The organism is Grimontia kaedaensis, assembly GCF_023746615.1.
Taxonomy (GTDB): Bacteria; Pseudomonadota; Gammaproteobacteria; order Enterobacterales; family Vibrionaceae; genus Enterovibrio; species Enterovibrio kaedaensis.
On record NZ_CP082275.1, the window covers coordinates 3,732,159 to 3,758,658 of the forward strand.

Sequence of the window (26,500 nt, forward strand, 5' to 3'; positions counted from 1 at the left end):
ATGAGTCAGGCACGCCAACAACACAGTGACCCTGCACCGCTTAGTAATGCCGATTACCTGCGTGATATTTTGCGCGCACCTGTGTATGAGGCAGCGATTGTCAGCCCGTTGCAGGATATGCCGCGAATTTCGCAGCGTTTGGGCAATACCATCCAGCTGAAGCGTGAAGATCGCCAGCCGGTGCATTCATTCAAGTTGCGCGGCGCCTACAACATGATGTCGCAGCTCACTGAAGCTCAGCAAAAAGCCGGTGTTATTGCCGCGTCTGCAGGTAACCATGCGCAAGGCGTTGCAATGTCTGGGCATAAACTGGGCATCAAGGCCACCATCGTTATGCCACGCACAACGCCAGACATCAAAGTGGCGTCTGTGCGCGGTTTTGGCGGTAACGTGGTTTTGCATGGCAACAACTTCGATGAAGCTAAAGCCAGAGCGGTAGAGCTATCAGAAGAACATGGTTACACCTTTGTTCCCCCTTTTGATCACCCGTTGGTGATTGCAGGTCAGGGCACCATGGGCATGGAAATGCTGCAACAGAATGGTCACCTGGAGTATATCTTCCTGCCTGTGGGCGGAGGTGGTATTGCAGCGGGCGTGGCCGTCATCGTCAAACAGCTGATGCCGCAGGTCAAACTCGTCGCGGTTGAAGCAGAAGACTCGGCCTGTTTGAAAGCCGCACTGGATGCTGGAGAGCCAGTCACCTTGGACAATGTCGGCACGTTCGCTGATGGCGTGGCAGTAAAACGCATTGGTGATGAAAGCTTCCGTCTATGCCAGGAACACCTTGATGACATCATCACGGTATCGAGTGATGAAATCTGCGCGGCCGTGAAAGATATTTTCGAAGATACCCGTGCGATTTCAGAGCCTGCTGGCGCTTTATCGCTGGCGGGCCTCAAGAAATACACCGAGCAGCATCAGCTGAAAGGCAAGAAGATGGCAGCCGTTCTTTCAGGTGCGAACACCAATTTCCATAGCCTGAGATATGTCTCTGAGCGCGCTGAGCTGGGTGAGAAACGTGAAGGCCTGCTCGCCGTTACCATTCCAGAACGCACCGGTGCTTTCCTCGAGTTTTGCAAAATTCTCGGAGGCCGTGCCGTGACCGAGTTTAACTATCGTCATAGCGATGACACATTGGCGAATATCTTCGTAGGTGTGCGTTTGCAAAATGGACAGGAAGAGCTCGATGGCATCATTGCCGATTTGCGTAAAGGTGGATATCCGGTACAGGACTTGTCTGATGATGAAATGGCGAAGGTTCACATCCGCTATATGATTGGCGGGCGACCAACCAAAGCGATGAAAGAGCGCCTTTACAGCTTTGAGTTTCCGGAATACCCGGGAGCGCTGCTGCGCTTTCTCAACACGCTGGGAACGCATTGGAATATCAGCATCTTCAATTACCGCAATCACGGTTCTGATTATGGTCGCGTATTGTGTGGTTTTGAACTGGATGACAAAGACATCTTGTCGTTTACCTCCCACCTACGCGAGCTGGGATATGCGTGGAAGGATGAAACTGATAACCCTTCCTACAAGTTTTTCCTTGCTAAATCTCAGTAACTCAGTAATACAAGAAAGACAAAAAAGCCCAGCAATGCTGGGCTTTTTGTTCTTCTACTTATTGGTCTCTTTCCGGCGACGTCATGTTTATCATGTACTGTGCCAGCAGCAACGCCTGATCCATCACAAGGTTACGCGCTGACTCGGGTAACTGACTGAATAGCGCCAACAGGGTATTGAGATCATCCCTGTGCGTAAACGCGATGTCGCTTCGCGTGCTTTCGCCGTACAAAAACCAGTTTAATGGACGGCCAGTTACATCAGCGATGATTGCCAGGGAAGACACTTTGGGCTCTGTTTTACCAGACTCAATATCTAAATAGGTTTGACGGGCAACGTCTAAGTGCTGCGCCATCTCCACCTGTGTGATATCCCGATACTCCCGCGCTTCCCTGATGCGCTGCGCAACATGAGCTTTGACAATAAACATCGCTTGCCCCACAACTCGGCGCCAAGGAACAGACTGATTAGCGCTGTTCACAGTGACGCACTTTACTGCTAGATCCTGCATTATGCACAGGGTTGTTTTCTACACATGTAAAGTGTTGTTGAAGTGTGAATCAGGGCTGCTGTTGCCTAAGCCAGATGACAACGAAAATACGCAATACCTATTTTGGCAGGCAAGGCTATACCGAGCTTGCCAAGTAAGTAAGTGCTTAACCTCGTTGCGCTGATTTCGAGTAATTTACCAGGAACGATGCCATGTTTACGCTCTGATTCAGGATTGCTGTGCGTGCCTCATGAGGCAGCTTGGAGAAATGTTCCAACAAGCGGTTTACATCCTGTTTGTACTGCACGTCGTGCAGTTCAACATCAGCATCACCATAAACGAACCACACCAGTGGGCGCTCGGTGATTTCTGCAATTTCCGACAACATGCGAACGCGAGGCTCAGTTTTACCCGTTTCGATGTCCAGATATGTTTGGCGCGCTACTTCGAGTAGTTTGGCCATTTTCACCTGAGTGATCCCTTTCCACTCACGTGCTTCTTTAATACGTTTTGCTACTTGTGCTTTCGAGTCGATCATACTTCACTCCCTACGACTTACAGCTATCTGTTATGTAGTTGTGCTGTTTATCGACAATATGCACAATGCAGGCCAACTATTTAGACATTAAATAAAATGTTTAATATCAATACTTTATTGTTCATCAAAATAGCAATGTTAATCTTTCTGGGCTCAGTGTCTTATTATGACTGCGAAATGATTTGCAAAATGCAAATAACAAGAGGACATCGCCAATTGCAAAAAGCAAATCAGACAGACTCTGTACTGTATACAAGACATAAAAAGGAGCCATACGGCTCCCTTTCGATTTAGCCATCTCATTAATAAGCAGTATTATTCTACTGTGACAGCCTTGGCTAGGTTGCGTGGCTGATCGACATCTGTGCCTTTAATTAGCGCTACATGATAAGACAATAACTGCATTGGCAAGGTGTAGAAGATTGGTGCACAGACTTCGTCAACATGCGGCATGGCCACAATAGTCATGCCTTCACTGGCTTCAAAGCCGGCGTCTTTGTCTGCAAACACATAAAGCTGTCCGCCACGGGCACGCACTTCCTCAATGTTGGACTTAAGCTTTTCAAGCAGTTCATTATTTGGAGCAACAACAATAACGGGCATGTCCGCATCAATCAGCGCCAATGGACCATGTTTAAGCTCACCAGCAGCATAAGCTTCAGCATGAATATAAGAGATTTCCTTCAACTTCAACGAAGCTTCCATGGCAATCGGATAGTACTCTCCACGCCCCAGGAACAGTGCATGGTGTTTGTCTGCAAAATCTTCTGCCAGCTGTTCAATCTCTTTATCGAACGCCAGTGCTTGCTCCATAGTCGCTGGCAAACGATTCAGCGCTTCAACAATGGCTTTTTCTTTTCCTGCGTCCACGTTGCCTTTTCGTTTACCCACAGCAGTTACCAGCATCAACAGTGTCGCCAACTGGGTGGTAAACGCTTTGGTCGACGCCACACCTATCTCGGCTCCTGCGCGGGTCATGAACGCCAAATCGGATTCTCGAACCAGTGAAGAGCCCGCTACGTTACAAATTGTCATCGCCCCCATAAAGCCACGCTCTTTGGCTTTGCGCAGTGCCGCCAATGTATCTGCGGTCTCACCAGACTGGGATAGGGTGATCAACAGGCTGTTAGGGCGGGTGACGAAGTTGCGATAGCGGAATTCCGAAGCGATCTCCACGTCACAGCTCACGCCTGCAATATCTTCGAACCAGTAACGTGCCACCATGCCTGCGTTATAAGAAGTACCACAAGCTACAATCTGAATGTGCTCGGCTTTAGTCAGAATCTCCGCCGCACCGTGGCCGATACTATCCACCAGCACGCTGTTGCCATCAATGCGTCCTTCCAGGGTGTTGATAAGTGCTGAAGGCTGCTCAAAGATTTCTTTTTGCATATAGTGGCGGTATGGGCCTTTGTCAGCAGCATCATGTTCAATGGATGACTCATGAGTCTTGCGCTCAACGATTTCACCTTGGACGTCGACGATATTGACGCTCCGACGCGTAATTTCTGCGACATCGCCTTCTTCGAGGAAAATAAAACGGCGGGTGACATTGAGCAACGCCAACTGATCAGATGCCAGGAAGTTTTCGCCGATGCCAAGACCAATCACCAGCGGACTGCCAGAACGTGCAGCAATAAGTCGCTCGGGATCCCGTCTATCCATCACCACGGTTCCGTAAGCGCCTTCTAGCTGTTTGACCGTGCGTTGGAAGGCTTCCATAAGGCCGCCTCCCTGGCCCAGTTCCCAATCCACAAGATGAGCAATGACCTCAGTGTCAGTTTGGGATGTAAAAACGTAACCGCGGCCTTTGAGCAGCTCTCGGAGCAGTTCATGGTTTTCAATGATGCCGTTGTGGACGATGGCAATGTTATCGCCTGACATGTGTGGGTGTGCATTGGCTTCACTTGGTTCACCGTGGGTTGCCCAACGGGTGTGAGCAATACCGGTACCACCAAGGACTGGTGTTTCGTCTAGAGCTTCCGCCAGATTCTGTACTTTGCCCAATCGGCGCAACCGACGCAGTTGTTGTTCGCTATCAGTCACCGCTAGACCCGCAGAGTCATAGCCGCGGTATTCAAGTCTACGTAAACCTTCCAGTAAGATTTCAGCAACGTCCCTTTGCGCAACCGCGCCAACAATTCCACACATATCTTTCCCCGTTTTTAATCTGGGGCGCAGATGACCTCTGTGCCCGTATTTTCAATGGCAAGTTTGGTAGTAGCATCAAGCTTACTGTCGGTGATCACCGTGGTGATCACTTCCCAGGGAAGTTCAAGATTAGGGATCTTGCGGCCGATTTTGTCGGACTCAATCAAAACCACGACTTCCCGGGACACCTCCGACATGACCCGGCTCAGGCCGACAATTTCATTAAACGTTGTCGTACCGCGATTAACATCGATGCCATCAGCGCCAATAAACAGTTGGTCAAAGTCATATGCACGCAATGCTTGCTCTGCAACCTGACCCTGAAATGCTTCAGAATGCGGGTCCCATGTGCCGCCTGTCATCAGGAGCGTCGGCTCGTTTTCCAACTCCTTAATGGCCTGTGCCACATTCAAGGAGTTGGTCATCACTACCAGACCACGCTTTTGATTGAGAAGTGGGATCAAAGCTGCCGTCGTTGAACCACTGTCCACCACAATTCGATTATGGTCGCGGATCCGGGTTGCCGCCATTTTTGCGATTGATAACTTTTGTTCCGAAACTTTTACTGCGCTTTCCGAAACCATTTCATGAGGAACCGGAACTGCCCCACCATAACGACGCAGCAGAAGTCCATTTTTCTCAAGCTCAGCAAGGTCTTTACGGATCGTTACCTCTGATGTTTCAAACAGCGTTGAAAGCATATCTACGCTGACTTCACCCTTTTCAGTCAGCATGGCAACAATCGCATGGCGACGTTGTTGAGTATTACGTTTCGACATGTAACCACCAAACTTTCGTTTCGAAAGATAATATAAACTTTAAATCAAAGATCAAGGATGAAATGCGATACACATCACTTCGGGCATGATCTACAGCACAGATTGAGAATTATACAGAGAGTTAGGCGCAGAGAGCGCGAGAAAAGAAGGTAAGAGAGTCGTTTGTAAACTGCAGATAGAAAAAAAGCAGGCTAAAAAGCCTGCTTTCAATCATGGTGCGGAAGGAGAGACTTGAACTCTCACACCTTGCGGCGCCAGAACCTAAATCTGGTGCGTCTACCAATTTCGCCACTTCCGCAAATTGTTGTACCTAATCCTTCTTATTGAAGGCTTAAGTGATGTTTGGTGCGAAGGGAGAGACTTGAACTCTCACGTCCGTAAGGACACTAACACCTGAAGCTAGCGCGTCTACCAATTCCGCCACCATCGCAATTTTTTTGCCTGATATTGAGTTTATAACCCGTAGACACTGGTAGTGTGTCTTATCTGGCAGAAAGTCAGAGACTTTCGAAATAAGTGGTGGCTACGACGGGATTCGAACCTGTGACCCCATCATTATGAGTGATGTGCTCTAACCAACTGAGCTACGTAGCCAACCTGAAATATGGCTGGGGTACCTGGATTCGAACCAGGGAATGGCGGCATCAAAAGCCGCTGCCTTACCGCTTGGCGATACCCCAACAGCAACCACGCTCGAAAGCATGATCTTAAATAATGGTGCGGAAGGAGAGACTTGAACTCTCACACCTTGCGGCGCCAGAACCTAAATCTGGTGCGTCTACCAATTTCGCCACTTCCGCATACCTAATTGTTCATCTCACCTCTGGAAAGGAAGAGATGGCGCGTCCGGGAGGATTCGAACCTCCGACCGCCTGGTTCGTAGCCAGGTACTCTATCCAGCTGAGCTACGGACGCGTTGTTGGCTGGGGTACCTGGATTCGAACCAGGGAATGGCGGCATCAAAAGCCGCTGCCTTACCGCTTGGCGATACCCCAACAGAGGCGCGTATGATATTGCGGATTCAGAGGAGCGTCAACCCCCTATTTTTCGTTTGATGACGATTTAATCGCTTCAATAAAAAAACACCGCTTTTGCGGCGTTTTTTTATGCATAACAGGTGTTATTTCTGCTTAACCGGTCTCTTCCAACCATCAATTGCACGCGCTTTTGCGCGGGTAATAACGAGTTGGCCCTCTTCCACATTACTGGTCAATGTCGTACCTGCACCAATGGTCGCCCCTTTTTTGATGGTCACGGGCGCCACCAGCTGGCTGTCAGAGCCAACAAATACATCATCTTCAATCACTGTCTTGTATTTATTCGCGCCGTCGTAATTACAGGTGATAGTACCTGCACCGATATTCACACGCTCACCGATTTCCGCATCACCAAGGTAAGTCAGATGGTTTGCCTTAGAGCCTTTACCGACACGTGCATTTTTCACTTCAACAAAGTTACCCACATGTGCATCTTCCACCAGCTCAGCACCCGGGCGCAGACGAGCAAACGGACCGACGGTACAGTCCTCACCAACAGAAGCACCTTCAATCACGCTGTATGGGCGAACGACGGTGTTGTCATCGATTTCACAGTCTTTCAGTACACAGCCGGCACCAATGACCACGTTGTCGCCTAAAGTGACTGAACCTTCAATCACCACATTGACGTCAATTTCGACATCAGTGCCACACTGTAGCTGACCACGCAGGTCAAAACGCGCAGGGTCGCGAAGCATCACACCACTTTCCAGCAGCTTCTCTGCTTGAGCGGCTTGGTAAGCGCGCTCCAGACGTGCCAACTGAATGCGGTTGTTAACACCTTCCACTTCAATGGCACTTTCCGGGTGAACCGCTTCAACAGCGCGACCTTCATCATGGGCAATTGCAATCACGTCAGTCAGGTAGTATTCACCCTGTGCGTTGTCGCTTTTCACTTCGTTAAGCCAACGGCGCAGATCACGTCCGGTTGCGACCATCACACCAGTGTTAATTTCTTTGATCAGCTTTTGCTCTTGAGTGGCATCTTTATCTTCCACGATCGCCACCACAGGTCCGTTACGGCGAATGATACGTCCGTAGCCCGATGGTTTATCCAGTACCACAGTCAGCAATGCAATGCCGCCATCTGGCTGCGCATCCAACAGGTTTTCAATGGTTTGTTCTGAAATCAGCGGTACATCGCCATATAGAATCAAAACCTGTTCATCATCAGCAAATTCTGGGGCAGCCTGATTAACCGCGTGTCCGGTACCTAACTGTTCTGCTTGAAGGACCCAGTTTACCGGCTCTTCTGCCAGTGCTGCTTTCATGGCATCCCCACCGTGACCATAAACAAGGTGAACGTTTTTGGCACCTAGTGAAGAGCAGGTATCGATAACGTGCTTAGCCATAGGTTTTCCAGCAAGGGTATGCAGTACCTTTGGCAGGTTAGAGTACATACGGGTTCCCTTACCCGCAGCCAGAATCACAGCACTGAAATTCATGGAGAGTTGTCCTTGGTGTTGAGGGTCTACTTCAAATAATGGCGCTTATTGTAACGGTTCGCTTTGTAAAACGGGATTCAAACCTATAAGAAATTCATAAATTTCCGTCACCTTGTAAAAAGCTTCAGGCGATAGCTCGCATATAGCAACGCCAAGAGAATGACGTAAATAAACAAGTAAATTACTGATAGAAATAGAAAATAAACGAAAGAAAATGTCTTGAAGCCATGCCTAATAGATAACACATTATTAAAATGGTTAATCCAGCGACAAACGTAAAAAAAGGCGACCAATTAGGTCGCCTTTTTAGCTTTGGGTGATACCTGGTACTTAGCGTGCCTTTTTGGTCAGCTCGATAACTCGTAGCTGGGCAATCGCCTTGGCCAGATCACTGGCCGCCTGAGCAAAGTCCATATCGCCATGTTTATTGAGGATACGATCCTCTGCACGGCGCTTCGCTTCTTCTGCCTTAGCCTGATCCAGATCGACGCCGCGAATTGCGGTATCTGCCAGCACAGTCACTGCGCTTGGTTGCACTTCGAGCATACCGCCAGAAAGGTAAATTACCTCTTCGTGGCCATGTTGCTTAGTAATGCGGATCATGCCTGGCGTGATAGCGGTCAGCAGCGGGGTGTGGCTTGGGTAAATACCCAATTCACCTTCGCTACCCGTTACCTGAATTGCTTCAGCACGGCCAGAAAACAGTTGTTTCTCTGCGCTTACTACATCCAGGTGAAAGGTCATCGCTGCCATGTCGCCTCCTACCAGCTATTACAGGTTCTTCGCTTTTTCCAGTACTTCTTCGATACCGCCACAGTACAGGAATGCCTGCTCAGGGATATCGTCGTACTCACCGCTCAGCAGACCTTTAAAGCCTGTGATGGTTTCTTTCAGCGAAACATAAACACCTGGCTGACCTGTGAAGACTTCTGCTACGTGGTAAGGCTGAGTCAGGAAACGCTCAATCTTACGTGCACGGGCTACTGCCAGTTTGTCGTCTTCAGACAGTTCATCCATACCCAGAATGGCAATGATGTCTTTCAGCTCTTTGTAGCGTTGCAGTACAGACTGCACACCACGTGCAACATCATAGTGCTCTTGACCGATAACCAGTGGATCCAGCTGACGTGACGTCGAATCCAGTGGGTCGATGGCTGGGTACAGACCCAGTGCAGCGATGTTACGCGAAAGTACAACGGTCGCATCCAAGTGCGCGAACGTGGTTGCTGGAGATGGGTCAGTCAAGTCATCCGCAGGTACGTATACCGCCTGTACAGATGTGATAGAACCACTCTTGGTTGAGGTGATACGCTCCTGAAGAACACCCATCTCTTCTGCCAGTGTAGGTTGATAACCTACTGCAGATGGCATACGACCCAACAGTGCCGATACTTCGGTACCTGCAAGGGTGTAACGATAGATGTTATCGATGAACAGCAGTACGTCACGGCCTTCATCACGGAACTTCTCAGCCATTGTCAGGCCAGTCAATGCAACACGCAGACGGTTACCCGGTGGCTCGTTCATCTGACCGTAAACCATCGCTACTTTCGATTCTGCTGGATTCTCAACGTTTACAACGCCCGCTTCCTGCATCTCATAGTAGAAGTCGTTACCTTCACGAGTACGCTCACCAACACCTGCGAATACAGACAGACCAGAATGCTGAAGTGCGATGTTGTTGATAAGCTCCATCATGTTGACGGTCTTACCAACACCTGCACCACCGAACAGACCGATTTTACCACCCTTCGCGAATGGACAAACCAGGTCGATAACCTTAACGCCGGTTTCCAGCAGTTCGGTTGCATTTGATTGGTCTTCGTAGCTTGGCGCTTCACGGTGAATAGAGTAACGCTCTTTCTCACCGATATCGCCACGCTCGTCGATTGAGTCACCCAGTACGTTCATGATACGTCCTAGGGTCTCAGTGCCTACTGGCACTTCAATCGGCTTACCAGTATTTTCTACTTCCAGTCCACGACGCAGACCATCAGACGAACCCATCGCGATGGTACGAACGATACCACCACCAAGCTGCTGCTGAACTTCCAGCACCAGACGCTCGCCTTCACGTTTCACGTTCAGGGCGTCATATACCTGAGGTACAGACTCCTGTGGAAACTCTACGTCGACTACCGCACCGATGATCTGAACGATCTTACCTGTAGCCATCGTTATTCCTCTAAAATAGTTCGTTGGCCCTTGCCTTACACCGCAGCAGCACCGGAGACAATCTCCGACAGCTCTTGGGTAATTGCAGCCTGACGGGCTTTGTTATACACCAGTTGCAGTTCATCAATCAGATTCCCTGCATTGTCTGTTGCAGCCTTCATCGCAACCATTCGCGCTGCTTGTTCACAGGCGAGGTTTTCTACCACACCTTGATAAACCTGAGATTCAACATAGCGAACCAACAGGGTATCAAGCAGTGGTTTTGGCTCAGGCTCATAGATGTAGTCCCAAGCATGGTTGCGCTGCATTTCTTCGTCTTCCGACTTAGGCAAAGGCAGCAATTGATCGATCACTGGGTCCTGCGTCATGGTGTTCACAAACTTGTTGTAAACCAGATACAGACGATCCAGTTGGCCTTCATCATATTTCTTCAGCATCACACCGACGGTACCGATCAAATCTTCCAGTGATGGGCTGTCACCCAGACCAGAAACTTGCGCGGATACGTTGCCGCCGTAGCTGTTAAAGAATGCAGTCGCTTTAGCGCCGATCAGTGCAGTTTCAACTTCTACACCTTTTTGGCTGTAAGCCTGCATATCTGTGATAGCACGTTTGAACAGGTTAATGTTCAGGCCACCACACAGACCACGGTCTGAAGATACGATGATGTAACCGACGCGCTTGGCTTCACGCTCTTCCAGATATGGATGGCGGTATTCAAGGTTACCAAGTGCGACATGACCGATCACTTTGCGCATAGTAGTCGCGTATGGACGGGAGGCTTCCATTGCGTCTTGCGAACGACGCATTTTAGAAGCGGCAACCATTTCCATCGCTTTGGTGATCTTCTGTGTACTTTTTACACTTCCGATCTTGTTACGAATTTCTTTTGCGCCGGCCATCGTTACTCTCCGTTATTAGAAGGCCGCAGAGCGGCCTTCTACGCATTACCAGGTTTGCGTTGCTTTGAAGTCTTCAACCAGCTTAGCCAGTTGCGCTTCAATGTCGCCGTTGTAGTCGCCAGTCTCATCGATCTGTGCAACCAGCTCAGCAAACGTACCTTTAGCGTATGCAAGCAGAGCAGATTCGAAATCAGCCAGTTTGGTCAGCTCAACGTCTGACAGGTAGCCTTTTTCCGCAGCAAAAATCATCAATCCCTGCTCAAACACAGACATTGGTGCGTATTGCTTCTGCTTCATCAGTTCAGTTACTTTCTGACCGTGATCCAGCTGCTTCTTAGTTGCATCGTCCAGGTCAGAAGAGAACTGAGCAAATGCTGCCAGTTCGCGGTACTGAGCCAGAGCGGTACGAATACCACCAGATAGCTTCTTGATGATCTTGGTCTGTGCTGAACCACCTACACGGGATACTGAGATACCTGGGTCAACTGCTGGACGGATACCTGCGTTAAACAGTTCCGATTGCAGGAAGATCTGACCGTCAGTGATCGAGATAACGTTGGTTGGTACGAACGCAGATACGTCACCCGCTTGGGTTTCGATGATTGGCAGTGCGGTCAAAGAACCTGTTTTACCAGTCACTTCACCATTGGTGAACTTAGCAACGTAGTCAGCGTTAACACGTGCAGCACGCTCCAGCAGACGAGAGTGGAGATAGAAAACGTCACCTGGGAATGCTTCACGGCCTGGTGGACGACGCAGCAACAGAGAAATCTGACGGTAAGCAACAGCTTGCTTAGACAGATCATCGTATACGATCAGCGCGTCTTCACCACGGTCACGGAAGTACTCACCCATCGCACAACCCGCGTAAGGCGCAAGGTATTGCAATGCCGCTGCTTCAGAAGCAGATGCAACAACAACGATGGTGTTTTTCAGTGCGTCGTGCTCTTCCAGTTTGCGAACCACGTTAGCAATGGTTGACGCTTTCTGGCCGATAGCAACATAGATAGAGAAGATACCAGAGTTCTTCTGGTTAATGATCGCATCGATTGCCAGCGCCGTTTTACCGGTCTGACGGTCACCGATAACCAGCTCACGCTGACCACGGCCGATTGGGATCATTGCATCAACTGCTTTGTAACCGGTCTGTACTGGCTGGTCTACCGACTGACGTGCAATTACGCCAGGTGCAATCACTTCTACAGGAGAAGTCAGTGCTGCGTTGATAGGACCTTTACCGTCAATTGGCTCACCCAGAGTGTTAACCACACGGCCCAGTAGCTCAGGACCTACTGGAACTTCAAGAATACGACCAGTACCGGTTACTTTCATGCCTTCCTGAAGGTCGGCATAAGGACCCATAACAACCGCACCTACAGAATCACGCTCAAGGTTGAGCGCCAGTGCGAAACGGTTGCCAGGTAGTTCAATCATTTCACCTTGCATAGCATCTGCAAGGCCATGGATGCGAATGATACCGTCGCTGACTGACACGATGGTACCTTCGTTGCGTGCTTCACTAACAACGTTGAATTTTTCAATACGCTGTTTGATCAGATCGCTAATTTCCGTGGAATTAAGTTGCATGCTCCAATTCCCCAAATCAAGACTGCAATGCATCGCTCAGGCGGCGCATACGGCCGCTAACTGAGTTATCGATGATCAAGTCTCCAGCTCGAATCACAACCCCGGCAACCAGGGTCTCGTCTACACTACAGTTCAGCTTCACTTTTCGCTCAAGGCGGGCTTCCAGCTTGCTTTCAATAGCGTCCAGCTGCGCTTGTTCCAGCGCGACAGCAGAGGTGACCTCAACGTCAACTTGCTTTTCTAATTCACGGCGAAGTGCCATGAACTGGACAGTTACTTCCGGCAACGCTTTTAGGCGTCCGTTTTCAGCCATCACCTTAATCAGGTTCTGGCCGAATTCATTGAGCTGCTCACCGCACACTGAGAGAAAAATCTCAGTCAACTTTTCAGCTGAATAAGAGCCATCGAGAAAATCTGCGATGGTTTCATTGCGGGCAACTTCAGCAGCAAAAGCCAGCATTTCAGACCATTGGTCCAATTCGCCTTTTTCTACTGCCAGATCGAAGGCTGCTTTAGCGTAGGGGCGTGCGATGGTAGTCAGTTCAGACATAGCTGCCCCTCCTTCTTAAAGTTCTGCAGTGATTTTATCGAGAATATCTTTATGAGCATTTTCGTCGATTGAACGCTCAAGGATTTTCTCAGCACCGATTACGGCCAGAGTTGCAACTTGTTTGCGCAGTTCATCGCGGGCACGGTTGCGCTCAGCTTCCAGTTCAGCCTTTCCTTGGTTAAGGATATTTTCACGCTCAGAAGATGCTTCTTCGCGGGCTTCATCAAGAATTTGTGCTTTACGCTTATTCGCCGAATCGATGATCTCAGTTGCAGCGCGCTTTGCTTCTTTCAATTGATCAGAAGCATTAGCCTGGGCCAAATCCAGGTCTTTCGCGGCACGCTCAGCCGCCGCAAGACCGTCAGCAATTTTCTTCTGACGCTCTTCAATCGCTTGCATGATTGGTGGCCATACATACTTCATGCAGAACCACACAAACATGGAAAACGCGATCGCCTGGCCGATAAGAGTAGCGTTCATATTCATAACTGCTTCTCCATCTCCCAATAGTTAACTACAGGTATAATCAGGCGACTTAACCCAGCTGACCAACGAATGGGTTTGCAAAGGTGAACAGCAGTGCGATTACGATACCGATCATTGGAACCGCATCCAGCAGACCAGCGATGATGAACATCTTAACTTGCAGCATTGGAGCCATTTCTGGTTGACGAGCCGCACCTTCAAGGAATTTACCGCCAAGCAGTGCGAAGCCGATCGCTGTACCCAGGGAAGCAAGACCTACAATGATGCCAACGGCAATTGCAGAAAAGCTCAATAAAGTTTCCATCACTATCTCCAGTTTCTTGTTGTCGGCTTATATGCCGGAAGGTCGAACAAAGTTGCTTACTAAAAAATCTTTTATTAATGCGAGTCTTCATGTGCCTGAGACAGGTACACAATGGTCAACATCATAAAGACGAACGCTTGGATGGTAATAACCAGAATGTGGAAGATTGCCCACGGTAATGAACCCAACCATTGCGCCCACCACGGCAGAAGAGCCGCAATAAGGATAAATACCACTTCACCTGCGAACATGTTACCGAACAGACGCATGCCGAGTGAGATTGGTTTCGCTAGCAGCGATACCACTTCAAGCAGCAGGTTGAACGGGATCATGAGAGGGTGATTGAACGGGTGAAGAGCCAGCTCTTTTGCAAAGCCACCTAGGCCTTTGATCTTGATGCTGTAGTAAATCATCAAGAAGAACACGCCCAGCGCCATTGCCAGTGTGATATTTACGTCAGCTGTCGGTACGACCTTCATATAAGGGATACCAAGCTGTTCCGCTGGATAAGGAATAAAATCGATAGGAACCAGGTCCATCGTATTCATCAGGAATATCCAAACGAAAATGGTCAGAGCCAAAGGCGCGATCAGTGGATTCTTTCCATGGAAGGTTTCACGAACGTTTTCATCAACGAACTCCACCAACATTTCCACAAAACACTGAAGCTTGCCTGGAACTCCTGTTGTAGCTTTTTTCGCCACTGCACGGAACAGCCATAGAAAGCCGATACCGATGGCAATAGAGAAAAACAGGCTATCAATATGCACCGACCAGAAGCTACCTTCCTCCACCAGACCAAGCTTGTCCGAAGACAGGTTGGTTAAGTGGTGGGAGATATAACCGGAGGGTGTAAGCGCTTCACCTGGCGCAGCCATAACTCATCCTATTTGTTGTTGTTAATGAATAAAACTGGCGCGAGGATATTAATTCCAAGTACCAGCAAATAGGTCAGTTTGAGGGGAACAAGTTCCACCTCGGCATACAGGTAAACAACGGAAAACAGCGCGACGGTAAGCAGAATTTTGAGCACTTCGCCGCTGTAGAAGGATGCCACAACGAGCTTTGCTGCTCTTGCTCCACTAAAAAGGAATGCACACAATGCAAAGGCTGCGTTGGCGATTACGAAAATGCCACCGCCAATGAGTGCGGAAATTCCCCAGTCGACATTGATGGTGGTGACCATCAAGATTGCCGTTGCTAACACGACGCACGCCTGTAACAGCAGCAACCTTTTCGCAAGCTTGCGACCTGGTCGCGTGAGCGTCGATACCATGTATTCGTTCCTCGATTCCTTTCCTCTTAGCACCTTGTCGTGCTGGGAAAACTGCGAAAATTATACGGGTCGCCCTTTTGAATGCAATCTCATCACATCAAAAAGGGAGACTAAATTTTACAACAGGGTAACCTGATCACAGTAAGCAAAAATATGTAACAAAAACCCAACGCGTTACGTCACACTTCTTCGCCTAGAATTGCAAGAATTTGCATAAGTTTTTCGTTCTGATCAAAGCTGATGACCAACTTACCACTGCCACTCTTGCCTTGAGACAGGCTAACAGATGTGCCTAGCTTGTCAGTCAACCTATCCTGCACAGCAGCCAATTTTGATGACACTGGTTCCGGCGTTTTTTCAACGGCCGGGGTCAGGAGTTTTTTCACCAAGGCTTCGGTCTGTCTTACTGTGAGTTTTTTGTTGACGGAGACCAGTGCTGCCTCTATCTGAGCGTCACCTTCCAATGCCAATAGAGCACGCGCATGCCCCATTTCCAATTGGCGTCCGGACAACAGTTTCTTTACGCCAACTTGAAGGCCATTCAGTCGCAAAAGATTACTGATGGTGGTGCGGGATTTGCCCAGCGCTTCAGCCAATTGTTGGTGGGTAAGAGAAAAGTCGTGGATGAGACGATCCAGCGCTTCCGCCTCTTCCATCGCATTGAGATCTTCGCGTTGGATGTTCTCAATCAGTGCGATGGCGCTCGCAGCTTTGTCATTTAGTTCACGAACAAGACAAGGGACATGGGTCAATCCGGCGATTTTTGACGCTCTGAAACGACGTTCACCGGCAATAATTTCGTACTGGTTGTCATCAAGATGACGCACGACCAACGGTTGAATTACGCCTTGTGCGCGGATTGATTCTGCCAGCTCTTCCAGTGCTTCCTGCGCCATATCCTGACGCGGCTGATAAACACCTGGACGCAATGCCGCTAATGGCAAATGCTGCAGCTCACTGTTGTTTACAGCTTCTTGGGTATCTTTGTTCAGATCGACACGCGCTTGTGCCCTGGCACTGGTGGCCAGTAGCGCATCGAGTCCTTTACCCAACCCACGTTTGGTAGCGTTCATTCACGTTCCTTTAAGACGCGTTGGCAATGGCCTGTCTGGCCTGCTCTTCCCGTCGCAATATTTCACCGGCTAATGCCAGGTATGACTTGGCACCGCTGGAGTATTTGTCGTAATACATAGCTGGCTTGCCGTGACTCGGCGCTTCAGCCAAACGCACATTGCGAGGGATGACAGTACGGTAGACCTTGTCTCCAAAGTGTTTTTTGATCTGTTCAGACACTTCTGTCGCCAGACGATTTCGCGGATCGTACATGGTTCTTAGTAAGCCTTCCACATGTAAGTCAGCGTTTACTACGCTTGCAAGCTTACTGATGGTATCCATCAATGCAGTCAGGCCTTCCAATGCAAAGTATTCACACTGCATCGGCACCAGTACAGAATTTGCCGCCGTCATGGCATTGATTGTAAGAAGGTTAAGAGAAGGGGGACAATCAATGAAGATGAAATCATAGTTTTCACGAATGTCGGCTAATGCGTTGCGCAGCCTCACTTCGCGGGCAAACACTTCCATGAGTTTGATTTCTGCCGCGGTGACATCTCCATTGGCGGCTATCAGGTGATAACCGCCCGTGGTCTCTGTCACCACCACATCGTTAAACGGGGTCTCTTCAACTAGCAAATCATAGGCGGTGGCATGAACGTCGTATTTGTCCACACCACTGGCCATGGTTGCGTTGCCCTGCGGGTCTAGGTCAATCACCAACACCTTACGCTGAGTCGCTGCCAGCGACGCAGCCAAGTTGATACAGGTCGTTGTTTTACCAACGCCTCCCTTTTGGTTTGCAACAGCAATGACTTTTCCCACAAGACGACCTCGCCTAATAATCCTATCTAGCCAAGATTACTAGATGACGTTGACCTTCCAATCCTGGAACAGTCAAAGGTTTGATATCTGTCACAGAACATCCGGCCGGAAGTTCGTCAATTTCGACTTGATCCACTTGTCCCTTTAGAGCGAGGAACTGACCTTGTGGCGAAGGGAGGTGATGACACCAGTTCACCATGTCGCTCATGGACGCAAACGCTCGGCTTAATACACCGTCAAATCCCTGTTCCGGCTGAAAATCTTCGACGCGGCTTTGAACGGGCGTGACATTGGTAATTTTTAGCTCATGCAACACCTGACGGATGAAGCGAATACGCTTGCCCAAGCTATCGAGCAGTGTGAAGGATTTTTCCGGGTTGATGATTGCAAGCGGGATCCCCGGCAATCCAGGACCTGTCCCCACATCGATGTAACTTTGGCCATCAAGGTGCTGACTCACCACGATGCTGTCCATGATGTGTTTGACGATCATCTCGTTTGGATCACGCACAGAAGTCAGATTGTACGCTTTGTTCCATTTGTTGAGCATTTCAACATAGCCAATTAGTTGGGCTTGTTGCTCAGCAGGGATATTCATCCCTGCCTGTTCAATCAGTTGTGCTAGACGTTGTTTCACAGAAACTCAGGCCCCTTTTTTCAGCATGCCTTGTTTTTTCAGATGCACCAGCAGGATAGATATTGCTGCTGGCGTAATACCGGAAATACGTGACGCCTTACCAATGGTTTCTGGGCGGCTATCTTTCAGTTTTGCCACTACCTCATTCGACAAGCCTTTGATTTGGGAGTAATCCAAATCCATCGGCAAGCGGGTATTTTCGTGACGGATAGATTTTTCAATCTCGTCTTTCTGGCGGTCGATGTAACCTGCGTATTTCACCTGAATTTCTACTTGTTCAGACGCTTGAATGTCTTCATGCGCTGGCGAGAATGCTGGAATTTTCACCAGATCGTTGTAAGTCACTTCCGGACGACGCAGTAACTCTTCACCGTTTGCCTCGCGGGACAATGGCGTTTTCAGGATCGCGTTCAGTGCTTCAGCATGCTCAGAGGCTGGATGAATCCAAGAACTGCGAAGACGCTGCGCTTCCTGCTCCATGTTTTCCAGTTTCTGGTTGAACCGGGCCCAGCGTTCATCATCAACCAAACCGAGCTCTCGGCCAGTCTCAGTTAAGCGCATATCCGCGTTGTCTTCGCGTAGCAACAGGCGATATTCAGCACGGGAAGTGAACATGCGGTAGGGTTCTTTGGTGCCCATGGTCGATAAATCGTCGATAAGCACGCCCATGTAAGCCTGATCACGTCGAGGACACCAGCCCTCTTTGTCCTGAGCAAACAATGCGGCGTTTGTACCTGCGAGCAAGCCTTGTGCTGCCGCTTCTTCATAGCCTGTGGTGCCGTTAATTTGACCAGCGAAGAACAGGCCTTTGATAAATTTGGTTTCAAAGGTTTGTTTCAGATCGCGCGGATCGAAGAAATCATACTCGATCGCATAACCAGGACGTATCACACGTGCGTTTTCAAACCCTTTGATCGAACTGATGATCCCCATCTGCACATCAAATGGCAGACTGGTGGAGATCCCATTTGGGTAGAGCTCGTTGGTCGTCAAACCTTCTGGCTCAACAAAAATCTGGTGTTTATCTTTGTCCGCAAAGCGCATTACCTTGTCTTCAATAGACGGGCAATAGCGTGGGCCTATACCTTCAATCACACCGGCATACATCGGACTGCGATCCAGATTACTGCGGATCACATCATGAGTTTTTTCATTGGTGTAGGTGATGTAACAAGGCACCTGGCGCGGATGCTCAGACACATTGCCCATAAAAGAAAACACCGGACGTGGGTCATCACCGTGCTGGGTTTGCATCACACTGAAATCAACCGTGCGCGCATCAATGCGTGGTGGTGTGCCTGTTTTCAGGCGGTCAACACGGAATGGCAGTTCACGGAGGCGATCTGCCAACGCGATCGACGGGGGATCGCCAGCACGGCCGCCGGAGTAATTCTCAAGACCGATATGGATTTTTCCACCAAGGAATGTTCCTACCGTCAGTACGACCGAGCGAGCACGGAATTTTAATCCCATTTCCGTCACAACACCTGTCACCTGATCTTGTTCGACAATCAGGTCATTGACGGCTTGTTGAAACAACATGAGGTTTGGCTGGTTTTCCAATGCTTCGCGAACAGCAGCTTTGTACAACGCGCGGTCAGCCTGTGCACGGGTTGCACGAACCGCAGGACCTTTAGATGCATTCAGTGTACGGAACTGAATACCACCCTTATCGATCGCACGGGCCATCAAACCGCCCAATGCATCGACTTCTTTCACCAGATGTCCTTTTCCGATCCCGCCAATAGCCGGGTTACATGACATTTGCCCCAATGTATCGATGTTGTGTGTCAGCAGAAGGGTTTGCTGACCCATACGTGCAGCGGCCAATGCGGCTTCCGTACCAGCATGACCACCACCGACAACGATGACATCAAAGTTATCCTGGTAAAACATGGTGTGACCTCAATAGGAATGTGTTGATCGGTTGGTTTAGCAAAAGAGGATCATTCTACAGCTTTTCAGAAACGGAGAGAACCAAAAGTGTGATCTTTGATCGAAGGCTCTTCTCTTAAAATATATAAAGATCTTTATATAGATCTTTATTTTGATCTCTTATTAGAGAAGACGGTCTTTGTGGATAACTGGTAAATGATCAACATGATCATGCGTTTAAATAAGATCGTTTTCTGTGTGTTAGCTTGGATCTAGTCTGGTACATTCTGGGATCAAAATGGCACTTTATCAACAGGTCGGAAAGTGAGGTAAAGTTGTTATTGGGATAACTATAGGTTGATCACCGATTAGATCTATAGTTATCCACAAAGTGAAGGTCACATTTTTGAATAAATTTTTTGTTCGCGTTGCACTGATTTATTCACAAAATGCCGATTTGTTCTGGGATAACCACACTTCGGCGGCTTCTTCAGGAAGGGGTTGTTCAAGAATATCGATCTCTAAACGGGGAGCTAAGTCCTGTGCTCCCAGGCTTTTTAATAGCTCATCAGCCTGAATGCCTGCACCACAAAATGTGTCATAACTGGAATCCCCAATCGCGATCACTGCGTATTTGAGCGCACTTAGATCCGGAGATTGGCTCTTTAGCGCCTCCATCATTGGTGCGAGATTGTCTGGGTAATCCCCGGCGCCATGGGTTGATGTTACCAGTAAAAGACGTGAGGCTTCTGTGATGTCGTTGAGTTGGCCTTCATTGATCACCTTCACTGAGATGCCATCCTGCTCTAGAAGATCGGCAATATGATCGCCCACATATTCGGCGCCGCCTAGGGTGCTGCCTGTGATCAGGGTTAGTTCAGACATAAGCTTGTTCTCTAACGGATTATTGATGGCCGTTAGTATTGAGTGATGGGGTATCGCGCGTCAAGTCAGCTAGGTTGGTAGTGTTCGTTGCGATATAGCGCATTGATTCCTTTGGGAGACAGGGTTTGTATCTTGTTCTTGCCGCGTTTTTTGGCATTTTGGACAGCAAGAATGGCAGTATCAATTAATTGGAATCCTGCCAAACAGCCTTCATTTGAGGTGGTGACACCAAGGCTTGCCGTCCGTTTTACGGCGGTGTTATCAAGCAAAACCACGCTGCGTCCTATTGCCAATTTTAGCTGTTCGGCAACGCGCATCGCCTCATTGGACGGGGTGTTTCGTAGCAGAACAGCGAAGTTATCCGCATACAAACGTCCGATTGGGGTGGCCGGAGGCAATTGCTCCTTCAACAAATCAGCGATGTGTACGAGTACTTGGTCGCCAGTGGGTCTTCCATGCATTTCATTGATTTGCCTGAAGTCATCAAGATTGATGACGATGATAGATAAAGGTTCCCCACGACGCTGAGCCTGAAAGAAAAGTTCATCGGCCTGATTGTATAGGCTCTGGCTGTTTGCCGTTTCTGTCAGAAGATCCTCATGAACCAGCTTTCTGGAGGACTCATCAATGCTGTGAAGATCCACTAAATAGAAGTCGGTTAATGCAACGGAAGCCAGTACCAGGATCAAAATAACGCATAGATAAGCAGCACGGGCATTGGTGTCAGTCAACGCAAGCACCGGATCCGCTGAAGGGACTGTTTTAGCCAGGAAAAGCAGGAAGATGGCAATGAGCGATAAACCATATCGTGGGAGGCGCTCATTGGGGTCGAAGACAAGTACGACTGCGGTTGGAACCACCAGCAACAGCAATTCGGTTTCAAAATTAGCTGATAATACAAACAGGGGAAGGAAAAGTTGCTGAAGGAAAAAAGTCACGAATATCCAGTACTTCGCCATCCATAGAATCCCCTCTCTGGTCAGTACAAAAGAGATGAGGTACAGCATGGCAAACAAGCCATTCAACAGGGCTGCGGTGGCGCTGCCAAAAGCAAACCAGAACAACGCTGAGAATAGCAGTGTACCGCCCGCACAGAGGCAAGTGAGCAGGTTCACCATGCGAAGGTGATGTACCTGTAGTTTATCGCAGCGTGTTATCCCCAGATTCAAAATCGGGTTGAGGCTGTTGATCATTGCATTGGCTGACAGAAATGGAGTTTGACATCAAGTGTAGCAAAAGCGGGACAATTCGGAGGTAGCAAGCCACCCGAAGGTGGCTTGGTTGGGACTATTTACCGATACAGAAAGAGCTGAAGATCCTACCGAGAAGATCGTCTGAGCTGAATTCACCGGTGATCTCAGAAAGGTGCTGCAGAGCAATGCGTAGCTCTTCAGCGAGGATCTCTCCGGCCATGTAACCCTCAAGCTGATCTTTCCCGATATCTAGGTGTCGGGCGGCTGCATCCAGTGCTTCCAAGTGACGGCGACGGGCCATAAAGCCACCCTCTGTCGCGCCAGAGAAGCCCATACAGGCTTTCAGGTGCTCACGCAGGGCATCGACACCTGCTCCTGTCTTCGCGCTTAAACGGATAAGGGTCGGCTGACTGGCATGGCAAATCCCCAGGGTTTCACCTGTCATGTCTGCCTTGTTGCGGATAACCGTCATTCCGATATTTTCTGGCAGGCGGTCGATAAACTCCGGCCAGATTTCTTCCGGTGATGTCGCATCAGTAGTGGTGCCATCCACCATAAAGAGCACGCGGTCCGCCTGAGAGATTTCATCCCAGGCACGCTCAATGCCGATACGTTCCACTTCGTCGGAAGCATCACGTAAGCCTGCTGTGTCGATGATGTGCAGCGGCATGCCATCAATGTGGATATGCTCACGGAGCACATCACGGGTGGTGCCGGCGATATCGGTCACAATGGCGCTTTCTTTGCCGGAAAGGGCATTGAGCAGGCTGGATTTACCCGCATTCGGACGGCCGGCGATCACCACTTTCATGCCTTCACGCATGATAGCGCCTTGGTTGGCTGCTTTACGCACGTCATCCAGCGAGCTGATGATGTTGTCGAGATCGGCGGCGACTTTACCATCAGAGAGAAAATCGATTTCCTCATCCGGGAAATCTATCGCCGCTTCCACGTATATGCGCAGATGGATCAGCGATTCCACCAGCGTATTAACCTTGCCCGAAAACGCCCCCTGAAGGCTTTGGAGTGCGCTTTTAGCCGCTTGTTCTGAGCTGGCATCAATCAAGTCGGCAATCGCTTCTGCTTGCGCCAGATCGAGTTTGTCATTCAAAAAGGCGCGTTCGGAAAACTCGCCCGGACGGGCAGTGCGAACACCATCGATATCCACAATGCGCTTGATCAGCATATCCATGATGACTGGGCCGCCATGACCTTGAAGTTCCAGCACATCTTCACCGGTGAATGAATTCGGCGCCTGGAAGTACAAGGCAATTCCCTGATCGAGGGCGTTGCCCTGTTCATCGTTAAACGGCAGGTATTCGGCGCGACGCACCGGAAGTTCACGTCCGGTGACCGCCAGGGCAACTTCTTTAGCTTTGGGGCCGGATACGCGGATGATGCCCACACCGCCGCGTCCCGGTGGTGTCGCCTGAGCAACAATGGTGTCTGAGTGAATCATGAAACTTTACCTGCGGTTTGAAAACGTTGCTTAGTGTATACCAATTTTACCTGACCGCATGTCGCGTCTTCAGAAAGAAGAAAGGCGGCCAGTTGGCCGCCTTGTCAGTATTCAGTGCGATTAAGTGCGGCTGTGAAGGCCTTTTTTCTCCAGCGCACGGTAAATCATGGTCTGCTGGATAAGGGTCACAACGTTCGACACCAACCAGTACAGTACCAGACCTGCCGGGAACCAAAGGAAGAACACGGTGAACATCACTGGCATGAAGTTCATGATCTTCTGCTGCATTGGATCGGTGATGGTGCTTGGGCTCATCTTCTGGATGAGGAACATAGAAAAACCCATCAGCAGTGGCAGCACGTAGTATGGATCCGGTGCTGACAAGTCTTGAATCCACAGCATGAACGGCGCGTGGCGCAGTTCTACTGATTCCATCAACGCCCAATAAAGTGCGATGAAGATAGGCATTTGTAGAAGCAGAGGTAAACAGCCGCCCAGCGGGTTCACTTTCTCTTTCTTATACAGCTCCATCATTTCCTGGCTCATGCGCTGGCGGTCATCACCAATGCGTTCACGCATTTCTGCCAGTTTTGGCTGCAGCATGCGCATTTTCGCCATCGAGGTGTACTGCGCTTTGGTCAGCGGGTACATCACACCACGAACGATAAAGGTCAGGATGATGATTGCCACACCCCAGTTACCCACGAAACCGTGAATGGTTGACAGCAACCAGTGCAGTGGGCTTGCGATAAACCACAGCCAGCCGTAGTCGACTGTCAGGTTCAGGTTAGGTGCTACTTCAGCCATTTTGTCCTGAAGCTTAGGACCTACCCATAGGGTCGCGTCCAGTTGTGCCGTTGAACCTGCTGCAACTGTGGTGGTTGGGTAACGTACACCGATAAAGCCCTGGCCATTGCTGGTGCGGGTATACAGGTTCGCTTCACCTTCTGAATGAGGGATCCAGGCGGCAACAAAGTAGTGTTGCATCATGCCTGCCCAGCCTTGATTGGCGATAGTCAGGTTCAGGTTTCTGTCCTTCATATCGTCAAAGCTGTATTTCTCGTATTTCGCATCGTCAGCCGAGTACACTCCACCACGGTAGGTAGGCATGGTCAGGCTGCCGCCGTCATCCAGCAGGTTTTGTTTTAGCTGCGCATACATTTGTACTGTTGCTGCTTTGCCGCTTTGGTTGTCTACCGTGTAGTCGACGTCAACCGCGTAGTTGTCGCGTTTCAGTACAAAGGTTTTGGTGAAGGTAATGCCGTCTTTCACCAGCGTCAGTGGAACACGCAACTCGTCCTGGCCATCAGCCATCACAAAGTCGGTGCCGTTTGCAGAGAACTGTGCACGGCCATCCAGGGTATCGATACCATCAGGGCCAATCAGGCCACTTTGAGCAACGAATACATGATCAGGCTGGTTTTTGAGCATCACGAACTTGTCGACAGAGTCGAACTCTGCGTCGTAGTTGTTCAGTTCAGCGCGAAGAATGTCACCGCCTTGTGTGTCAACGGTCAAAGTCAGCACGTCACTTTTAATGGTGATCAGCTTATTTGAAACTGCGTCCTGCGTCAGAGGCTGAGACGCATCTGAGCTGGCAGGTACATCACCACTGTGTTGTGCTTGCTGTGTTACGCCCTGGCCCTGTGGTTGAGGGTTGGTTGCTTCCGTCCAGTTGAGATACAACATGAAGGATACAAACATTAGGGCAATCAACAGGATATTGCGTTGAGAATCCATTGTTAATTGTCTCGATTTTTAGGATGACGCGGGGGTACAGGATCGTACCCACCATGATTAAGAGGGTGGCATTTTAATAAACGTTTGCTGGCGAACCAACACCCTTTTATCACACCGTGACGGTTGACCGCTTCTATGGCGTATTGGGAGCATGTCGGCGTGAAGCGACATCTGGGCCCCAGAAGTGGGCTGATGAAGAGTTGATACCCGCGAAACAGTCCAGTGACTATTTTTTTCGCGGCGGTCGAGACAAACGTTGCCATAACTTATCGAGCAGCTGACTCAGTTCTTCGTTACTGAGCTCATTCGCACTTTTCTTGGCTATCACAACATAATCTTTTGCCATCAGCGAGTGCTGGTTGAGACGAAAACTTTCACGTACCAGACGTTTAAAGCGATTTCGGTCAACGGCAAGTTTGATTTGTTTTTTTGGAACAGCTTGACCTAGACGCGGGCGTCCAAGTTTGTTGTTACGAGCAAGAATGGTTAAGTGTGGAGAGCCAGCGCGGTGAGGTTGCTGGAAGACGAAGTTGAAATGTTCGGGAGTTAACAGACGTAACTCCCGAGAAAAAGCTAGCTTATTCACAAATCGCTAAGGATTATTTTGAAAGCTTGCTACGGCCTTTCGCACGGCGAGCGGCGATAACCTTACGACCGTTCTTAGTTGCCATGCGCGCACGGAAACCGTGAGTGCGCTTACGCTTTAGAACTGAAGGTTGAAAAGTGCGTTTCATGGTTTCTACCTTAATTACTGATCAGTTTTTAGGTTTGTTAACCCGACGTGGGACAAAAGTCCGACGCCTCTCAACAAAGAGGGCGGATTGTAATCACTGACTGACTTATAGTCAATGTTAAAACCACAAGTGGTTTCAATCCGAATCTCTCAGGGCGCGCAATTATACGTGGTCGCCTGTCAAGCGCAAGGATCCTTTGCCGATCTTATCCACCTTAATATACCCAAACGACCTGAAGATGCTTGTATTCAGAGGTCATCAATGCGTTCAATTCGAGGCAAATTTTACGAGGAATAATCGTTCTATTTCCGTGAAATTTAACGATGAAGTGGGCGCATTAATGGCCTCCCTTCGGGCGAGTTGACTGGCGTCGTGCTCTTTGTTGTCCCTTTTTGATGGAGGTGGCTACACCAGCAAAGGGACGCCTCGATCACAACACCAGTCAAACTCGCTGAATCCTGCATCTTCAGATCGTTTGGGTATACTTGTGCATTTCATGTGCGATCGTCAGGGATAACCCAGTATAGGGTGTGTAAATTTGATCAGGATGAATTTTTAAAGAACATCGATCACCCGTGACGTTTTGTGGAGTGGGGAAGTCAACACTGTGATCGGATCATCGGATTTTTAAGCCAAAATCGGATAATTCTGTGAGTAAGTGGGGTGTTAGCTGTGCCGATCTGCAAACTAAATGTGCGATCTGTGTGTATAACTTAGATCTTATTCACTGCAAAAGGGATCTCTTCGCTAGCGATCCTCCTCGTACAAGTATAAACTTAGTTCCCTTTTCATTAATAAATAAGTGTGGAGTCAGAC

At 49.3% G+C, this 26,500-nt stretch carries 26 protein-coding genes and 7 tRNA genes; 1 reads left to right on the forward strand and 32 read right to left on the reverse strand.

Annotation, left to right across the window (positions count from 1 at the left end; translation table 11 throughout):
* Positions 1 to 1,563, forward strand: coding sequence for a threonine ammonia-lyase, biosynthetic (ilvA, locus tag K6Q96_RS16780; RefSeq protein WP_251876923.1), 1,563 nt, complete (start codon positions 1 to 3; stop codon positions 1,561 to 1,563).
* Positions 1,564 to 1,621: 58 nt separating this feature from the next.
* On the opposite strand, the gene K6Q96_RS16785 is transcribed toward ilvA, so the two are convergent.
* From K6Q96_RS16785 to rpmH, 32 genes are all read right to left on the reverse strand, one after another.
* Positions 1,622 to 1,993 carry a helix-turn-helix domain-containing protein gene (locus K6Q96_RS16785; protein ID WP_062667768.1) on the reverse strand — a complete coding sequence of 124 codons (372 nt, stop codon included), beginning with the start codon at positions 1,991 to 1,993 and terminating at the stop codon, positions 1,622 to 1,624.
* A gap of 226 nt (positions 1,994 to 2,219) precedes the next feature.
* Positions 2,220 to 2,591: a helix-turn-helix transcriptional regulator gene (locus K6Q96_RS16790; RefSeq protein ID WP_002540823.1), complete on the reverse strand. Its 372-nt coding sequence runs from the start codon at positions 2,589 to 2,591 to the stop codon at positions 2,220 to 2,222.
* A 315-nt stretch (positions 2,592 to 2,906) separates the two neighbouring features.
* Positions 2,907 to 4,742 (reverse strand): glutamine--fructose-6-phosphate transaminase (isomerizing), encoded by a 1,836-nt coding sequence (gene glmS, locus K6Q96_RS16795; protein ID WP_251876924.1) that lies wholly within the window; start codon positions 4,740 to 4,742, stop codon positions 2,907 to 2,909.
* A gap of 14 nt (positions 4,743 to 4,756) precedes the next feature.
* Entirely contained in the window at positions 4,757 to 5,521 is a 765-nt protein-coding gene (locus K6Q96_RS16800) for a DeoR/GlpR family DNA-binding transcription regulator (RefSeq protein ID WP_251876925.1), read from the reverse strand.
* A 213-nt stretch (positions 5,522 to 5,734) separates the two neighbouring features.
* Positions 5,735 to 5,819 (reverse strand) — tRNA-Leu (locus tag K6Q96_RS16805).
* A gap of 45 nt (positions 5,820 to 5,864) precedes the next feature.
* Positions 5,865 to 5,951, reverse strand: a tRNA-Leu gene (locus tag K6Q96_RS16810).
* Between the two features lie 87 nt (positions 5,952 to 6,038).
* Positions 6,039 to 6,115, reverse strand: a tRNA-Met gene (locus tag K6Q96_RS16815).
* Positions 6,116 to 6,126: 11 nt separating this feature from the next.
* A tRNA-Gln gene (locus K6Q96_RS16820) sits at positions 6,127 to 6,201 on the reverse strand.
* A gap of 35 nt (positions 6,202 to 6,236) precedes the next feature.
* Positions 6,237 to 6,321 (reverse strand) — tRNA-Leu (locus K6Q96_RS16825).
* Positions 6,322 to 6,359: 38 nt separating this feature from the next.
* A tRNA-Arg gene (locus K6Q96_RS16830) sits at positions 6,360 to 6,436 on the reverse strand.
* A gap of 5 nt (positions 6,437 to 6,441) precedes the next feature.
* Positions 6,442 to 6,516, reverse strand: a tRNA-Gln gene (locus K6Q96_RS16835).
* Positions 6,517 to 6,641: 125 nt separating this feature from the next.
* Positions 6,642 to 8,003 (reverse strand): bifunctional UDP-N-acetylglucosamine diphosphorylase/glucosamine-1-phosphate N-acetyltransferase GlmU, encoded by a 1,362-nt coding sequence (gene glmU, locus K6Q96_RS16840; RefSeq protein WP_251876926.1) that lies wholly within the window; start codon positions 8,001 to 8,003, stop codon positions 6,642 to 6,644.
* Positions 8,004 to 8,333: 330 nt separating this feature from the next.
* Entirely contained in the window at positions 8,334 to 8,756 is a 423-nt protein-coding gene (locus tag K6Q96_RS16845) for a F0F1 ATP synthase subunit epsilon (protein WP_046303098.1), read from the reverse strand.
* Between the two features lie 18 nt (positions 8,757 to 8,774).
* Entirely contained in the window at positions 8,775 to 10,178 is a 1,404-nt protein-coding gene (gene atpD, locus K6Q96_RS16850) for a F0F1 ATP synthase subunit beta (RefSeq protein ID WP_062667717.1), read from the reverse strand.
* A gap of 35 nt (positions 10,179 to 10,213) precedes the next feature.
* A complete protein-coding gene (atpG, locus tag K6Q96_RS16855) occupies positions 10,214 to 11,080 on the reverse strand; it encodes a F0F1 ATP synthase subunit gamma (RefSeq protein ID WP_062667719.1) in 867 nt (288 codons plus the stop codon).
* A 45-nt stretch (positions 11,081 to 11,125) separates the two neighbouring features.
* Positions 11,126 to 12,667 (reverse strand): F0F1 ATP synthase subunit alpha, encoded by a 1,542-nt coding sequence (gene atpA, locus K6Q96_RS16860; protein WP_251876927.1) that lies wholly within the window; start codon positions 12,665 to 12,667, stop codon positions 11,126 to 11,128.
* A 16-nt stretch (positions 12,668 to 12,683) separates the two neighbouring features.
* Positions 12,684 to 13,217 carry a F0F1 ATP synthase subunit delta gene (atpH, locus tag K6Q96_RS16865; RefSeq protein WP_062667724.1) on the reverse strand — a complete coding sequence of 178 codons (534 nt, stop codon included), beginning with the start codon at positions 13,215 to 13,217 and terminating at the stop codon, positions 12,684 to 12,686.
* Between the two features lie 15 nt (positions 13,218 to 13,232).
* Positions 13,233 to 13,703 (reverse strand): F0F1 ATP synthase subunit B, encoded by a 471-nt coding sequence (atpF, locus tag K6Q96_RS16870; protein ID WP_002540813.1) that lies wholly within the window; start codon positions 13,701 to 13,703, stop codon positions 13,233 to 13,235.
* Between the two features lie 49 nt (positions 13,704 to 13,752).
* Entirely contained in the window at positions 13,753 to 14,007 is a 255-nt protein-coding gene (atpE, locus tag K6Q96_RS16875) for a F0F1 ATP synthase subunit C (protein WP_002540812.1), read from the reverse strand.
* Between the two features lie 74 nt (positions 14,008 to 14,081).
* On the reverse strand, positions 14,082 to 14,885 hold the full coding sequence (atpB, locus tag K6Q96_RS16880; RefSeq protein ID WP_002540796.1) for a F0F1 ATP synthase subunit A: 804 nt from the start codon (positions 14,883 to 14,885) through the stop codon (positions 14,082 to 14,084).
* Between the two features lie 8 nt (positions 14,886 to 14,893).
* Positions 14,894 to 15,283, reverse strand: a complete 390-nt coding sequence (locus tag K6Q96_RS16885) for a F0F1 ATP synthase subunit I (protein WP_046303095.1) — start codon at positions 15,281 to 15,283, stop codon at positions 14,894 to 14,896.
* 179 nt (positions 15,284 to 15,462) lie between these two features.
* The gene (locus K6Q96_RS16890) at positions 15,463 to 16,356 is read right to left on the reverse strand and encodes a ParB/RepB/Spo0J family partition protein (protein WP_251876928.1); all 894 of its coding nucleotides are present in this window, start codon (positions 16,354 to 16,356) and stop codon (positions 15,463 to 15,465) included.
* Between the two features lie 10 nt (positions 16,357 to 16,366).
* Positions 16,367 to 17,161, reverse strand: a complete 795-nt coding sequence (locus K6Q96_RS16895; protein ID WP_062667727.1) for a ParA family protein — start codon at positions 17,159 to 17,161, stop codon at positions 16,367 to 16,369.
* 22 nt (positions 17,162 to 17,183) lie between these two features.
* A complete protein-coding gene (rsmG, locus tag K6Q96_RS16900; RefSeq protein ID WP_062667730.1) occupies positions 17,184 to 17,798 on the reverse strand; it encodes a 16S rRNA (guanine(527)-N(7))-methyltransferase RsmG in 615 nt (204 codons plus the stop codon).
* A gap of 6 nt (positions 17,799 to 17,804) precedes the next feature.
* A complete protein-coding gene (mnmG, locus tag K6Q96_RS16905) occupies positions 17,805 to 19,694 on the reverse strand; it encodes a tRNA uridine-5-carboxymethylaminomethyl(34) synthesis enzyme MnmG (protein WP_062667731.1) in 1,890 nt (629 codons plus the stop codon).
* Between the two features lie 417 nt (positions 19,695 to 20,111).
* On the reverse strand, positions 20,112 to 20,558 hold the full coding sequence (gene mioC, locus K6Q96_RS16910; RefSeq protein WP_062667733.1) for an FMN-binding protein MioC: 447 nt from the start codon (positions 20,556 to 20,558) through the stop codon (positions 20,112 to 20,114).
* Between the two features lie 65 nt (positions 20,559 to 20,623).
* Positions 20,624 to 21,751: a GGDEF domain-containing protein gene (locus K6Q96_RS16915; RefSeq protein ID WP_251876929.1), complete on the reverse strand. Its 1,128-nt coding sequence runs from the start codon at positions 21,749 to 21,751 to the stop codon at positions 20,624 to 20,626.
* Between the two features lie 94 nt (positions 21,752 to 21,845).
* The gene (gene mnmE, locus K6Q96_RS16920; RefSeq protein WP_251876930.1) at positions 21,846 to 23,210 is read right to left on the reverse strand and encodes a tRNA uridine-5-carboxymethylaminomethyl(34) synthesis GTPase MnmE; all 1,365 of its coding nucleotides are present in this window, start codon (positions 23,208 to 23,210) and stop codon (positions 21,846 to 21,848) included.
* Positions 23,211 to 23,330: 120 nt separating this feature from the next.
* A complete protein-coding gene (yidC, locus tag K6Q96_RS16925) occupies positions 23,331 to 24,950 on the reverse strand; it encodes a membrane protein insertase YidC (protein WP_251876931.1) in 1,620 nt (539 codons plus the stop codon).
* Between the two features lie 2 nt (positions 24,951 to 24,952).
* Entirely contained in the window at positions 24,953 to 25,213 is a 261-nt protein-coding gene (yidD, locus tag K6Q96_RS16930) for a membrane protein insertion efficiency factor YidD (protein WP_082111347.1), read from the reverse strand.
* On the reverse strand, positions 25,177 to 25,536 hold the full coding sequence (gene rnpA, locus K6Q96_RS16935) for a ribonuclease P protein component (protein ID WP_039850324.1): 360 nt from the start codon (positions 25,534 to 25,536) through the stop codon (positions 25,177 to 25,179). Before rnpA ends, yidD begins: the two co-directional genes overlap by 37 nt.
* A 13-nt stretch (positions 25,537 to 25,549) precedes the next feature.
* Positions 25,550 to 25,684 carry a 50S ribosomal protein L34 gene (rpmH, locus tag K6Q96_RS16940; protein WP_002540783.1) on the reverse strand — a complete coding sequence of 45 codons (135 nt, stop codon included), beginning with the start codon at positions 25,682 to 25,684 and terminating at the stop codon, positions 25,550 to 25,552.
* Positions 25,685 to 26,500: the final 816 nt, after the last annotated feature.

Bases quoted from the DNA above. Each gene is read 5' to 3' on its own strand.
- atpA (WP_251876927.1), bottom strand. From the start codon at position 12,667: ATGCAACTTAATTCCACGGAAATTAGCGATCTGATCAAACAGCGTATT.
- atpH (WP_062667724.1), bottom strand. From the start codon at position 13,217: ATGTCTGAACTGACTACCATCGCACGCCCCTACGCTAAAGCAGCCTTC.
- mnmE (WP_251876930.1), bottom strand. From the start codon at position 23,210: ATGATTCACTCAGACACCATTGTTGCTCAGGCGACACCACCGGGACGC.
- K6Q96_RS16890 (WP_251876928.1), bottom strand. From the start codon at position 16,356: ATGAACGCTACCAAACGTGGGTTGGGTAAAGGACTCGATGCGCTACTG.
- mioC (WP_062667733.1), bottom strand. From the start codon at position 20,558: ATGTCTGAACTAACCCTGATCACAGGCAGCACCCTAGGCGGCGCCGAA.
- atpD (WP_062667717.1), bottom strand. From the start codon at position 10,178: ATGGCTACAGGTAAGATCGTTCAGATCATCGGTGCGGTAGTCGACGTA.
- atpF (WP_002540813.1), bottom strand. From the start codon at position 13,703: ATGAATATGAACGCTACTCTTATCGGCCAGGCGATCGCGTTTTCCATG.
- mnmG (WP_062667731.1), bottom strand. From the start codon at position 19,694: ATGTTTTACCAGGATAACTTTGATGTCATCGTTGTCGGTGGTGGTCAT.
- K6Q96_RS16885 (WP_046303095.1), bottom strand. From the start codon at position 15,283: ATGGTATCGACGCTCACGCGACCAGGTCGCAAGCTTGCGAAAAGGTTG.
- glmU (WP_251876926.1), bottom strand. From the start codon at position 8,003: ATGAATTTCAGTGCTGTGATTCTGGCTGCGGGTAAGGGAACCCGTATG.
- atpB (WP_002540796.1), bottom strand. From the start codon at position 14,885: ATGGCTGCGCCAGGTGAAGCGCTTACACCCTCCGGTTATATCTCCCAC.
- atpE (WP_002540812.1), bottom strand. From the start codon at position 14,007: ATGGAAACTTTATTGAGCTTTTCTGCAATTGCCGTTGGCATCATTGTA.
- K6Q96_RS16800 (WP_251876925.1), bottom strand. From the start codon at position 5,521: ATGTCGAAACGTAATACTCAACAACGTCGCCATGCGATTGTTGCCATG.
- yidC (WP_251876931.1), bottom strand. From the start codon at position 24,950: ATGGATTCTCAACGCAATATCCTGTTGATTGCCCTAATGTTTGTATCC.
- glmS (WP_251876924.1), bottom strand. From the start codon at position 4,742: ATGTGTGGAATTGTTGGCGCGGTTGCGCAAAGGGACGTTGCTGAAATC.
- rpmH (WP_002540783.1), bottom strand. From the start codon at position 25,684: ATGAAACGCACTTTTCAACCTTCAGTTCTAAAGCGTAAGCGCACTCAC.
- K6Q96_RS16785 (WP_062667768.1), bottom strand. From the start codon at position 1,993: ATGTTTATTGTCAAAGCTCATGTTGCGCAGCGCATCAGGGAAGCGCGG.
- K6Q96_RS16845 (WP_046303098.1), bottom strand. From the start codon at position 8,756: ATGGCAGCGATGACCTTTCACCTGGATGTAGTAAGCGCAGAGAAACAA.
- atpG (WP_062667719.1), bottom strand. From the start codon at position 11,080: ATGGCCGGCGCAAAAGAAATTCGTAACAAGATCGGAAGTGTAAAAAGT.
- ilvA (WP_251876923.1), top strand. From the start codon at position 1: ATGAGTCAGGCACGCCAACAACACAGTGACCCTGCACCGCTTAGTAAT.
- K6Q96_RS16915 (WP_251876929.1), bottom strand. From the start codon at position 21,751: ATGATCAACAGCCTCAACCCGATTTTGAATCTGGGGATAACACGCTGC.
- K6Q96_RS16790 (WP_002540823.1), bottom strand. From the start codon at position 2,591: ATGATCGACTCGAAAGCACAAGTAGCAAAACGTATTAAAGAAGCACGT.
- yidD (WP_082111347.1), bottom strand. From the start codon at position 25,213: ATGGCAACGTTTGTCTCGACCGCCGCGAAAAAAATAGTCACTGGACTG.